Source organism: Mycobacterium sp., assembly GCF_035653355.1.
Classification (GTDB): Bacteria; Actinomycetota; Actinomycetes; order Mycobacteriales; family Mycobacteriaceae; genus Mycobacterium.
This window is the reverse complement of sequence record NZ_DASRBZ010000316.1, coordinates 1-12,160: the sequence shown is the minus strand read 5'-3', so window position 1 is coordinate 12,160 and position 12,160 is coordinate 1. Positions and strand designations below refer to the sequence as shown.

Annotated in this window: 13 protein-coding genes and 1 pseudogene; 10 read left to right on the top strand and 4 right to left on the bottom strand. The window is 64.3% G+C overall.

The annotated features are described in order from the left end of the window. Window positions 1–529 (bottom strand): SDR family NAD(P)-dependent oxidoreductase (locus VFA16_RS11075; RefSeq protein ID WP_324967848.1); only part of this gene is annotated, 529 nt, incomplete at its 3' end. Between the two features lie 176 nt (window positions 530–705). On the opposite strand from VFA16_RS11075, the gene VFA16_RS11070 reads away from it, so the two are divergent. From VFA16_RS11070 to VFA16_RS11040, 6 genes are all read left to right on the top strand, one after another. Next, window positions 706–1,479: an enoyl-CoA hydratase/isomerase family protein gene (locus VFA16_RS11070; RefSeq protein WP_324967847.1), complete on the top strand. Its 774-nt coding sequence runs from the start codon at window positions 706–708 to the stop codon at window positions 1,477–1,479. A gap of 292 nt (window positions 1,480–1,771) precedes the next feature. Next, entirely contained in the window at window positions 1,772–2,461 is a 690-nt protein-coding gene (locus VFA16_RS11060; RefSeq protein WP_324967846.1) for a DUF899 domain-containing protein, read from the top strand. Continuing rightward, the gene (locus VFA16_RS11055) at window positions 2,458–2,934 is read left to right on the top strand and encodes an SRPBCC family protein (RefSeq protein WP_324967845.1); all 477 of its coding nucleotides are present in this window, start codon (window positions 2,458–2,460) and stop codon (window positions 2,932–2,934) included. The genes VFA16_RS11060 and VFA16_RS11055 overlap by 4 nt, the downstream gene beginning before the upstream one ends. Before the next feature lie 74 nt (window positions 2,935–3,008). Beyond that, window positions 3,009–3,602 carry a cyclic nucleotide-binding domain-containing protein gene (locus VFA16_RS11050; protein WP_324967844.1) on the top strand — a complete coding sequence of 198 codons (594 nt, stop codon included), beginning with the start codon at window positions 3,009–3,011 and terminating at the stop codon, window positions 3,600–3,602. 124 nt (window positions 3,603–3,726) lie between these two features. Continuing rightward, window positions 3,727–4,215, top strand: a complete 489-nt coding sequence (locus VFA16_RS11045) for a pyridoxamine 5'-phosphate oxidase family protein (protein ID WP_324967843.1) — start codon at window positions 3,727–3,729, stop codon at window positions 4,213–4,215. A 103-nt stretch (window positions 4,216–4,318) separates the two neighbouring features. Next, entirely contained in the window at window positions 4,319–4,852 is a 534-nt protein-coding gene (locus VFA16_RS11040; RefSeq protein ID WP_324967842.1) for an endonuclease V, read from the top strand. 51 nt (window positions 4,853–4,903) lie between these two features. Here VFA16_RS11040 and VFA16_RS11035 read toward each other — a convergent pair whose 3' ends face one another. After that, entirely contained in the window at window positions 4,904–5,647 is a 744-nt protein-coding gene (locus VFA16_RS11035; protein WP_324967841.1) for an SDR family oxidoreductase, read from the bottom strand. A gap of 189 nt (window positions 5,648–5,836) precedes the next feature. On the opposite strand from VFA16_RS11035, the gene VFA16_RS11030 reads away from it, so the two are divergent. Together VFA16_RS11030 and VFA16_RS11025 are read left to right on the top strand one after the other, a co-directional pair. Then, window positions 5,837–7,246 carry an MmgE/PrpD family protein gene (locus tag VFA16_RS11030; protein ID WP_324967840.1) on the top strand — a complete coding sequence of 470 codons (1,410 nt, stop codon included), beginning with the start codon at window positions 5,837–5,839 and terminating at the stop codon, window positions 7,244–7,246. Window positions 7,247–7,256: 10 nt separating this feature from the next. Further along, window positions 7,257–7,949, top strand: a complete 693-nt coding sequence (locus VFA16_RS11025) for a hypothetical protein (RefSeq protein ID WP_324967839.1) — start codon at window positions 7,257–7,259, stop codon at window positions 7,947–7,949. Window positions 7,950–7,951: 2 nt separating this feature from the next. Here VFA16_RS11025 and VFA16_RS11020 read toward each other — a convergent pair whose 3' ends face one another. Continuing rightward, window positions 7,952–8,806: a sulfurtransferase gene (locus tag VFA16_RS11020; RefSeq protein WP_324967849.1), complete on the bottom strand. Its 855-nt coding sequence runs from the start codon at window positions 8,804–8,806 to the stop codon at window positions 7,952–7,954. Between the two features lie 131 nt (window positions 8,807–8,937). Here VFA16_RS11020 and VFA16_RS11015 point away from each other — a divergent pair, with 131 nt between their 5' ends. Then, window positions 8,938–10,449, top strand: coding sequence for an FAD-dependent monooxygenase (locus VFA16_RS11015; protein WP_324967838.1), 1,512 nt, complete (start codon window positions 8,938–8,940; stop codon window positions 10,447–10,449). Between the two features lie 146 nt (window positions 10,450–10,595). Next, window positions 10,596–11,918: an acyltransferase gene (locus tag VFA16_RS11010; RefSeq protein WP_324967837.1), complete on the top strand. Its 1,323-nt coding sequence runs from the start codon at window positions 10,596–10,598 to the stop codon at window positions 11,916–11,918. Window positions 11,919–11,939: 21 nt separating this feature from the next. On the opposite strand, the pseudogene VFA16_RS11005 reads toward VFA16_RS11010, so the two are convergent. After that, window positions 11,940–12,160: pseudogene (locus VFA16_RS11005) on the bottom strand (polyphosphate kinase 2); the annotation flags it as partial.

The following is a 12,160-nucleotide window of genomic DNA, read 5'->3' as shown; positions in this document are numbered from 1 at the left end:
TGAACGCGACTAACGCGAACTTGCTGCGGTAGTAGGCCTTCGTGCCTGTGTAGTGGTGTTCCATCCGCAGGTCCGCGAAGTCAATCGGTGCTTGCCCTGCCGATGCGACGTTGACGATCCGCGCAGGCGCACCGCTATTGAGGCCGGGAAGCAGACGGCGAGCCAGGAGTGCGGCGGCGAGGTAATTGACTGCGAACCGTAGCTCGTAGCCATCTGCGCTCAGGCTGCGCTTGCGATAGGGGGGTCGGCCCGGACCTAGTCCCGCGTTGTTGAGCAGCAGGTGGATCGCCGCGTGATCGGAGCTGACGCGTTCGGCTAGGACACGTGTTTGCTGCAACGAGTCAAGATCCGCGAGATAGGTGTCGACGTTGCCCCCGGCTGCCTGTATTTCCCCGGCCACGTCCCGAGCCCGATCCGGATCACGACCGTGCACGAGCACGTGCATGCCGCGCTCGGCGAGCGCGAGCGCGACTGCCCTGCCGAGCCCGGAGGTCCCTCCGGTTATCAGCGCGACTCGGGTGTCGTCCATCATTGCCCCTTCTACCGACAGAATATCGGATATTGACATCTCTTGCGTAGCAATGGTTTTCGCTGCAGGAGCACCTGCCGCGCCGATCTCCTGAGGCGGCCGCGCGGGTGCGAACTGTCGACGCGACTCCTGTCTCAATGAGGGATGAGCGAATCGGCGGTGACTATGGTGCAGCCATGAGTCTCGTCACCTATGACCTCGAAGACCACATCGCCACCATCACCCTTAACCGTCCGGAGGCTCGCAACGCCATCAACGGCGCCCTGCGCCGCGAGCTGAACGCCGCTTGGGACCGGTTCCGCGACGAGGAGGACGCCTGGGTCGCGATCTTGACGGCCAACGGCAGCGTCTTCTGCGCCGGGGCGGACCTGAATGACAGCGAAGGGGCGGTCGGCACCTTCGGCGGCACCTTTTGGGAAAAGCCGACGATCAATTCGTTCGAAAGCGGGATGGAGCTGTTCAAGCCGACAATCGCGGCTGTGCACGGTCCGTGTATCGGCTACGGGCTGACCGGTCTGCTGTTCTGCGACTTCGTCATCGCCAGCAGCGAGGCGGTGTTCTGCTTTCCGGAGGTGTCGATCGGGGTGCCGACCATCGTGGGGGCCATTCGGCTCCCCCAGCGTGTCGGTTGGGCCAATGCCATGGAGTTGCTGCTGACCGGGAAGCCGATGAGCGCCGAGCGCGCGAAGGAAATCGGTCTGGTGTGGAAGCTGGCCAAGCCCGACGAACTGCAGGCGGACGCTCGCGAATGGGCCCGAACGCTCACCCAAGCCGCGCCCCTCGCCCAGCGGGCAACCAAGGAGGTGGCTTGGCGAACGGCGGATATGGGCTGGATTGAGTCTGTCCGCTTCGGTGAGACCATGCGCAAGGTGGCCGGGGCTACCGAGGACGCGGTCGAAGGGGTTCGGGCGTGGCGCGAGAAGCGCAAGCCCGACTGGCGAGGACGCTGACGCCTTCGTCGGTTGCCCGTACCCTTCGCCATGCGCGGGATCCGCTGAACCGCAGGCTTCACCGCGGGTGGCCCGCCAAATAGTCGCTGACGGGGATCGGTGCAGTCTCCACGTAACCGATGGACAACAGCACGTCACCAGCAGTCGTGTAGTAGTAGATAATTCCATCGGTAGTAGCCGGCGAACGCAGGGGCGGGATAGGTCCGAGTAAGCGTCGCGGCACCGATGAATACGGGGCACGCCACCAGTCATACCTATGAGACTGGACAACTCGATAACGGAGGTGGATCCCATGTCCAATGCCCTGCCGCCAATCGTCGACGACCAAACCTGGCGCGCCGCGCTCGACGAACTGCGCAAGCGGGAGAAGGCCGCGACCCGCGAACTGGATTCGATCGCCGCTCAGCGGCGCCGTCTGCCGATGGTTAAATTGCCCGACTACACCCTGATCGGCGCCGACGGGCCGATCCGCCTGGTCGATGTGTTCGGCGGGCGCTCGCAGCTCATCGCCTACCACCACATGTGGACAGATGGCGCGGACTGGCAGTGCTCCGGATGTACGGGGTTCACCTCGCAGTTCACCCGACTGGAGTTCCTCGCCAACTACGACGCGCGCTTCGTCATCGTCACCAACGGACCGATTGACGAGGCACTCGCCTACAAGCGCAAGGTCGGTAACCGGATGGAGTGGTACTCGTCATCGGAGAGTTCGTTCGGCGCCGACATGGATGCACCGCCCGGCGGGGGCTTCGCGGTTAACGTGTTTCTGCGCGACGGCGACACTGTTTACCGCACGTGGCATACGAACGGACGAGGCACCGAACAGCTCAGCTACACGTTCGGGCTGGTCGACATCCTGCCGTGGGGTCGGCAGGAGGAGTGGCAGGACTCGCCTCCGGGCTGGCCGTCGGGGCCGACGTACTCCGGATGGCCGGATTCACCGGACATCGCCCGCGCGTACGGACCCGGGGACAACGCATGACCGTCGACACCGAGCGTTACGTTGTCACCCGCACGATCGCCGCCAGCCCGGAAGCGATTTTCGCCGTCCTGGCCGATCCCTCGCGCCATCACAACACCGAGCCCAGCGACTGGGTGCGCGATGCAGTTGACACTGCACCGATCACCGGCACCGGACAAATCTTCGCGATGAACATGTACCTCACCCAGGCCGGTGGCGACTACGTCACCTACAACCTGGTCAATGTGTTTGACAAGGATCGTGCCATCGGGTGGCTGCCCGGTGTGCTCGACGACGCGGGCAATCACGCTGCCGGCGGTTGGTCCTGGCGCTACGACCTGGCTCCGAACGGGGACCGCACCGACGTCACTCTGACCTATGACTGGAGCGCCACACCGCAGGATTTCCGTGACCGGGTCGGCAGGATGCCCTTGTTCTCCGAGGACTATCTCGCGGCGTCGCTGGAGTCCCTCGAGCGATCGGTCGCCGGCTGATTCCCCAACTCGCTGAACACGCTGCGCGTTAGGCTCCTCGATGTCAGAGTCTCATCGCGCAGCAGGAGCCCGATATGAACTCAGGGGCGCAGGAAATCGGGAAAGACGCCCGTCGGCTACGTGAATTCAGCGCATTCGACAAGTTCTCTGATGACGAACTCGAGCGTCTCGTCCGAGCAGCACATCACACTTCGCGGTCGAAGCCATGGCCGCTGATTCATGAGCAGACTCCGTCGGACGAATGCTACATCCTGCTCAGCGGTGAGGTAGGGGTGTACGTCGGCGAGGACCGCATTGCCGTATTGGGGCCCGGCGAGGTGATCGGGGAATCTGCGCTGCGCCGTGGGAAATTGCGTTCTGCGACGGTAACGACGATGGGGCCGGCCGAGGTGCTGCGTATTGAGCGCGATGATCTCGCCCGGTTGCTTGACGAGATACCCGCACTGCGCGAAACGATGGAAGCCACGGCCGCCCGGCACGCGCCTGTCGCCCGTCCGCCCAAGCCAAAACCGGCGCGCTCCAAGCTAAGTGCGTCCGTGCCGACGGACTTGGTCGAGCGGTTCGAGCAGGCCGCGGACGGCGCCGGTATGGATGTCGCGACCGCGCTCGAGGATGCACTTACCCAGTGGATCGAACGGAACAGTACAGCGGACTCGGGCAGGAAATGATTGACGGCGGGCCAGAAGTCACCCGCACGACGGACGCCGGTCAACGCGATGAGTTTTCAGGCTGCCGGCGGTCGGACATGTCATGAACGCTAAGAACCTCGCTGACCTCTACAGTTTGCCCCTCATGGACTGGGTGGACGTTCAGAGCCGCTTGGACAAGGGCATCAGTCAAGCGCCGGGTTCCGGAGGGCCGAACCGGCACACCTGTTGGCTGACGACAATCAATTCGGATGGCAGCCCGCACGTCACGGGCATCGGCGCTCTATGGGTGGATGGCTCATTCTGGTTCGAGACCGGCGAGCAGACGCGCAAGGCAAGGAATCTCGCGCGTGATCCGCGATGCGCGTTGAGCGTTGCCACTGACGAATTCGATCTGGTTATGGAAGGCACCGGCCAGCGGGTTACCGACCCGGCAGTTGTTGCAGCGATGGCGGCGCGCTGGTCGGCAGAAGGCTGGCCGGCACGCGTCGACGACACCGGCCGAGCGATCACCGCCGAATTCAGTGCGCCGTCGGCCGGGCCGCCACCTTGGTTCGTGTACCGTCTGACGCCCCGCTGCGCCACCGCTCTGGCCACGGTCGGACCGGGCGGCGCAACACGATGGCGGTTCTGACCTCAAGGCATCGGCTCGCATTTGCTCCCGACGCAGGTCGGGCTCGTGCGCAGTCCGGCGAGGATTGCGAATCCCGTTGAGATGCAGCAGTCTTGCTGTCAGGATGCTCGTTGCCGTGGATGTTCAGTATGGGATGCCCGTAGTCGTCACGGCTGCCGTGGGCTTTGCCGACTGGTCGGACCCCAGCTCGATGCTGGAATGCGTATGCCGCGCCGCGGCGACGCCGGCCCCATACGAACCGGGGGCGTTCTACAAGCGAGAACTGTCCTTCCTCCTCGAGGTGGTCACCTTGGTGGAACGGCACCATCCCGTTGAGGTGGTGGTCATCGATGGTCATGTCTGGCTGCGAGAGGGTCAACCCGGTCTTGGTGCGCGACTGCACGAAGCGCTCGGGCGAAAGGCGGTCATCGGTGTAGCGAAGACCGGCTTCGCGGAAGGCAGCGCGGTCCCCCTGCTGCGCGGGGACAGCAGCCGGCCGTTGTTGGTCACTGCGGCCGGAATGAACACGCATGAGGCGGCCGAGTTTATCCGCGGCATGCATGGCCTGCATCGGCTGCCCACTCTTCTTAAGCGCGCCGACCACCTCGCGCGCGGGCATGCGGCGCCGGACCCCGCGAAGGCACTGGCCGGCCGATAATGCTCAGCCGCGCTGACGAGCCGTAGCCGGTTTGAGGGCACTACTTTGTCATCATTGGGATGAAAGCCAGTCGGCGAAGCGGATGCTGCCCAACACCGCGGCCTCGCCGGTGACGAGGCTGGATTCCTCGAGCGGTGTGCCGAAGTAGGTGGCCGACGGGTCAACGATGACCGGGGTGGTGTCGTCGTTGCGTGCCAGCACCGCCCGCGCCATGTCGGCGAAGCGGAGCTTATCGGGGCCGCCGATATTGACGATCCCGTTGACGGGGTTGGCTTGGGCGGTGCGGGCCACCTGGGCGGCCACCTCTGCAGCTGCGATCGGCTGGATTAGCGCATCGGGTGCGCGAACCTCGCCGGCGACCTTAATCGACGCCGTGATCGCCTCAGCGAACTCATGAAACTGCGTGGCGCGAACGATCGTGTACGGCAGCCCCGACTCGGCGATGGTCCGCTCCTGAACGACTTTGGCGCGCATGTAACCGCTTTCGGGCAGGCCGTCGCAACCCACGATGGACAGCGCAACGTAATGGCCTACACCCTCGGCCTTGGCCGCCTGGACCAGGTTCCTCGTCGCCGTGGTGAAGAACTCCATCACGGGGTCGTCGTCGAACGACGGCGAATTAGTGACGTCGACGAGCACGTCGGCACCGGAGAGTGCCTCCGCAAGACCCTCGCCGGTCAGCACATCGGCGCCGGAACGACGCGAGGCGGCGACGGTCTGATGTCCGGCATCGTTCAAGAGCGCCACCACCTGGGTGCCGATCAGTCCGGTAGCCCCAATCACGGTGATTTTCATGGGTCTAAAGCCTTTCTCAGTGTGTGGACGGCCTGGATGGCCGCGGTCGTGCCCGCAACTCGAGCGTCGCGCGACAACGAAACTATGGAGAATCCGCGGTCTCTCGCGAGGCACCACCCATGCTTGTCCTGCCGAGCTCCCCGCGTGACCGAATCGACAGCTTTACGATGAGGTATCGACACCACGCCCGTGACCGCAGACAGATATGTAGTCGACGACCTGGCCCAGTTTGTCTTGGCCGCTAGTCCCGCCGACATGCCTGACGACGTCCCAACATTGATGCGGCGCAACATTCTTGACAGCCTGGCCTGCGCGATCGCCGCGCTCGATGGTGATGTGCTTCGTGCGATACGCGATCAGATCGAGGCCACCGCGTCGGCGCCCTCGGCATCGATGATCGGGGGTGGGCAAACCAGTGTCGCGCAGGCCACGTTGTTCAACTCGGTCGCGGTCCGATACGTCGATCAGCTGGACACCTACCTGACACCCGGCGGGCTGTGCCATCCGGCGGACAACTTCGGCGCGCTACTGGCAGTGGCCGAAAGCGTGGGTGCGACCGGCGCCGAGTTCCTGCTCGCTCTGGCGGTTGCCTACGAGGTGCAGTGCCGCTTCTCGGCGTCCGTGCCGGTCATGGCGCACGGCATAAATCATGCATTGCAGCTTGCTATTTCGGTCGCTGCTGGGTCCGCCAAGCTTATGCGGCTCAGCGCCGAACAAACCGCGAACGCGATGGCTATCGCAGTTGCTGACAACGTCTCACTGTCGGCGGTCCACTCAGAGCCGGTGTCGAACTGGAAAGGCGTATCGCCCGGCATCAGCGCGCAGCGTGCCGTCTACACCACCGCGCTGGCTCAGCGGGGCATCACCGGCCCACGAGGAATCGTCGAGGGACCCAACGGGCTTGAGCTGCTCTTCGACCAACACATCCACCTTCGGCTCAACGACCCGACGCTGGCAGTCGTCCGCGAAACCCATTTGAAGAAGTACTGCGCGCTGATCCATGGGCAGGCGCCAATCGAAACCGCACTCAGGCTGGCGGAAGAACACCGCATCGATTACCGCGGCATCGAGCAGATTGAACTGGAAACCTTTCAGACCGCCTACGACATCGCCGGCGGAGGAAGCTTTGGCATGAAGGACGCCCCGCAGACCAAGGAGCAGGCCGACTACAACCTCAAGTACCTACTCGCAGCAGCGTTCATCGATAAACAAGTCGGACCCGAGCAACTGCGGACCGAGCGGATCCGACGAGCCGACGTTCAAGAACTGCTGCGCAGGGTCGCAGTAAGGCCCAGCCCGGCGATGACCTCGGCCTACCCTCAGAAGACACCTGCGCGGGTCAGCGTGATGCTCCGCGACGGGTCTAGCTTGACTCGCGAGCAAATAGACTACGAGGGCGCAGCAACCCGACCACTGACGTGGTCTCGCACGGTAGAGAAATTCCATTGGCTCGCTGAGCAATACGCCGACGACGATCTACGCGACGCGATCGTTGACACAGTCAGTCGCCTCGGCGACGAACCGGTGTCGACGCTTACAGCACTGCTCACCAAGGTCAGCCGACATCCACGGCTGCCCAAGACCCGCCAAGCCATTTAAGCAACGGATTGTGATCGCGTTCATCTGCCCAATGCCCATGGAGCTGCGTCCGCTGCGACGGCGACTCCGGCTCCGAAAGAGCGATCTCGGTTACGTCGGAGAAATTGATGGCCGCGCAGTGATCGCGTCGGTCGGCGGAATCGGAACGGCGCGCGCGCATGCTGCGACCGTGCGACTGCTAGACGCGGTCGACGTCGAGTGGCTGATTATCGTTGGCATTACCGGTGCTCTCGACGACGAGACTCCGATCGGGACGCTGGTGTTGCCTGACCGGGTGGTCAATGGGGCCGACGGGTCGCAGTACCGGCCGAAGCCGCTGCCCCTCGGCGACGCCCATGGAGCGCTATGGACGACCGATAAGGTGCTTGTCGACCCGGCGGTCCACGCCAGGCTGCGGGCGCGCGGCGTCATCTCGCTTGACATGGAGACAGCGGCAATCGCGAAGGTGTGCGACGAGCGCGGCGTACCTTGGTCGGTGGTCCGTGCGATCAGCGACCGGGCCATCGACGGAAGCGTGAACGCCGAAATTATCGGCCTGTGCTACCCGGACGGCAGGGTGAACTACTTGGCCGTCGCCCGCTACTTGATCAGCCACCCGGTCGCGGTGCCCCGCCTGGTCCGCCTTGCTCGAGGTTCCAAGCTGGCGATCGAGCGGGCGGCAGACGCCGCGATCAGAGGGTTGGCGAAGTCGTTTCCGCGGTGACCCTATTCGTCGCCGCGGGCTACCGCGCGGTCCGGGTCGGAAATCCACTCCGACCATGAGCCCGGGAACAGCGCTGCCTGAACACCCACCGCGGCGAGCGCGGCGACGGTAACGGTCGCACTGACGCCTGATCCGCAGTAGACACCCAGCCGACGACCAGGCTCGACGCCGTGTTCCGAAAACCGCTGTGACAGCAGGTTATCCGTCAGAAACGTTCCATCGTTGGCCAGGACGGAAGTACTCGGAAGATTCTGCGCCTTGGGAATGTGACCGGCAACCGGGTCGACAGGCTCGACGTCGCCGCGAAATCGCTCAGGTGCCCGTGCATCGAGCAGAATCACGTCGCCTGAGCCTGCCTGGTGCGCAGTCAACGTCGGCAGGGCTCCTGCATACAAATCACTATGCCCCACAGTGACATTCCCAGGCTGCGGAGTGACAGGTCCAGTATGGACAGCGCCACCGGCAGACCGCCACGCCGCCAGGCCGCCGTCCAAAATGCGCACATCTGCCAACCCAGCCGCGGTCAGCACCCACCATGCCCGTGACGAGCCGACCCGATTCCAATCGTCATACACGACAACCGGCACATCGTGGCGGACGCCCCATCGACGTGCGGCCACCTCGAGGCGACGCCCGGAAGGCAGCGGATGTCGTCCTCGCCCGGTGATCGTGTGATCGCTGAGTTCCTCCTCCAGCGATACATACACCGCCCCGGGTAGATGACCCTGCAAGTAGGCCGCATGCCCATCGGGTTCGTCGAGCCGCCAACGCACATCAAGGATCGTCAGCGCAGTGCCAGCTTCGATGAGGCGCGCCAAGGCCGCGGCGGTGATCAGCATCTGGGCACGCGCGCTCACCGATTCGGAGTCCTTATGACTGAACACTCCCCTCACCTTCAACATATAGCGGACTGGGGGGCTTGCGGCAAGGCCGGGGTCGTGCCGCAAAATCGCTGCCCAGAGCTAAATCTCAGTAGAGGGGGGTCGAAGTGCGCCGCACATTTGTGCCTGACAAGTCGCGCGAGGTCGGAACCGACCATGCTGTCCTGATTGCCGGCGGAGGCCCGACAGGGCTGATGTTGGCAGGTGAGTTGGCGTTGGCAGGTGTCGATGTTGCCATTATCGAGCGGCGCGAAAACCAAGACCTGATTGGCACGCGCGCCGGGGGCCTGCATTCACGCACCATCGAAGTTCTCGACCAACGCGGAATCGCGGAGCGGTTCATCTCGCAGGGACAGATCGCCCAGGTCGCGGGGTTCTCCCAGATTCGTCTGGACATCAGCGACTTTCCCACCCGGCACCCCTACGGGCTTGCGCTGTGGCAGAACGAGATTGAGCGCATACTGGCGGACTGGGTCGTCGAGTTGGCCGTGCCGATCTATCGCGGTCGTGAGGTGACGGGTATCGCCCAGGACGACACTGGTGTCGACGTCGAGCCATCCAACGGCCACGTTCTGCGGGCGGAATATCTCATTGGATGCGACGGTGGCCGCAGTCGAGTCCGTAAAGCAGCCGGCATCGAGTTTCCGGGGTGGGATCCGGCGACCAGCTACCTGCTCGCCGAGGTCGAAATGGCCTTCGAGACAGGCAAAGAGCCGGAGTGGGGCATCCGCCACGACGCCCTCGGCGTCCACGCCCTCTCAACATCGGAAGGTGGCCTGGTCCGCGTCATGGTGACCGAGCAGCATATCGAGTCCAGCGGCGAACCCACATTGCGGGATCTCAGCGAGGCGCTCACCGCCGTATACGGAACCGACTACGGAATCCACAGTCCTGCCTGGGTTTCCCGGTTCACCGATGCGGCGCGGCAGGCCGCGACCTATCGCGACCGGCGGGTCCTTCTGGCCGGCGACGCGGCCCATGTACATCATCCGGTGGGCGGACAAGGCCTCAACACCGGTGTCCAGGATGCGGTCAATCTGGGATGGAAGCTGGCGCAAGTAGTCAACCGGATATCGCCGGACAGCCTTCTCGATACCTACCATGCCGAACGGCACCCGGTCGCTGCCCGCGTGCTGCGCAACGCGATGGCGCAAATGGCGCTTCTTCGCCGCCCTGACGACGACCGCACCAAGGCCTTGCGCGAGATTGTCTCGGAGCTTCTCGGCATGGACGGGCCGCGCAAACGATTCGGCGCGATGATGTCCGGTCTGGACATTCATTACGACCTCGGTGACGGGCATCCGCTGCTCGGGCGCCGCATGCCCGATCTTGACGTGGTCACCGACACCGGCCCGACGCGGGTGTTCACCTTGCTGCACAACGCGCGGCCGGTGCTACTCAACTTCGGTGAGCCTGACGCGTTCGATATCGGCCCATGGCCGAGCCGGGCTCAGTTGATCGATGCCGAATTCGTCGGCACCTGGGAGCTTCCAGTACTCGGCGCGGTCACTGCTCCCGCTGCAGTGTTGATTCGGCCCGACGGATACGTCGCCTGGGTGGGAGACGGCACAGCTACCGGATTGCGCGACGCGCTGACCATGTGGTGCGGATCGCCATGAGCAGACCACTTCCCCGCTCTACGCGCTTTCGGACCCTGATATGCGCTTAGACTCCAAGGGGCCCGGTAGCTCTAGAAGCAAGCACTGGTCTCTTGCTGAATCGAACCGCTCATCCCACACCGACAGCCGCCGATCGGGACCCGCTGATGGACGATAACGACACCGCGCGACCGGCCCGCGACCTTGCCGTCGACTTTTACCGGGTAGCAGGCGTGCTGCTGATCGTGCTGGGTCACTGGCTGGCCGCATGCGTGACCTATGACGAGGGGCGGTTTGGTCGGCAAAACCCGCTTGTCGACCTGCCTTGGACCCAATGGCTGACATGGCTTTTCCAGGCGGTCCCGGTGTTCTTTCTGGTGGCCGGCTACGCCAGTGCGGTGTCTTGGACGCATTGGCATCACCGCGGTATGTCGCGGCAGGCTTGGCTTCGGCGTCGACTGGCCAGAGTACTCGGGCCGACAGCGGTTTACGTCACGCTGGTTTCGGTGGTGGTGGCGGTTGTGGATATTTGCGGCGTCGCGCCTGCCGCGCTGGAGTACGCAGGTTGGGCGGTGGGGATGCACCTGTGGTTCCTCGCCGTGTACCTTTTGTTGGTCGCGTTGACACCCATTGCGATTGCGGCACAACGGCGTTGGGGGCTGTTGGTGCCGGCATCGCTGACGGCGGCGGTCGCGGTGGTGGACGCCGTCTCAATCGGCGCGCATGTCCCCTACCTCGGGTGGCTGAACTACCTGCTGTGCTGGGCGATGCTCTATCAGCTCGGAATGGCTTGGCGTGAAAGGCTGTTAACCGGTCGCAGAGCCGTGCTGCTTACTACGGGATCAGCGATCGCGCTGGCATTGCTCATCTGGCTGGCACGCTATCCAGTCAGCATGATCGGGGTGCCCGGGCAAAAGGTGGACAACTCGGCGCCACCCACGGTGGCGATGCTGGCCTTCGCCTGCGTGCAGTCCGGGGTGGCCATAGCGGTAGGGCCCTTGCTCAACCGCGTGTTGCGCCCCCGGCGCGTGCAACGCGTGCTCCGTAGTGCGAACAGCAACGTGATGGCCCTCTACCTGTGGCACATGGTGCCGGTCATCATCGTGACGCTGGTCGGCTACCCATTCGGATTGTTGCCCCAACCGGTGGAAGGAACTACGGCGTGGTGGCTGGCCCGACTGGAATGGGTGCTCATCCTCTGCCTCGTGACAGCGGCCGAGCTCGCGCTGATGTGGTGGCGGCGAAGCTTTTTCGCGGCCCCGCTCCCCGCGTTCGGTACGCCGCTCAGGAATCAATGGGCGGTGCCAGCCGTGCTGGCGGGCAGCGCACTGGCAGCGTATGGTCTGGCATTCTTCGCCTATGCGGGATTCGCCCCCGCAGGGCGCTTTCCGTGGCTCACCGCGCTGGTTTTCGCCGCCGGGGTGCTCCTGGTGGCGTTTCGCCCGGCAGAGGTCAGCTCGCGATCGATTGCCGGAACGGCTTCGCGCTAGTCCGGGACGGCGGTACGCCACTCACTCGGCCAACGCGCGGCCCACGATCAACGGATCCGGCTCTCCCACAACCTCACTGTCCTTGTCGTCGTAGTCGGTCTTGGCGAGGACATGACGCATGGCGTTGATGCGGGCTCGCTTCTTGTCGTTGCTTTTGACGACGATCCACGGAGAAATGTCGCTGTCGGTGGCGCTGAACATTTCCTCCTTCGCCGCGGTGTAGTCGTCCCACCTGTCCAGCG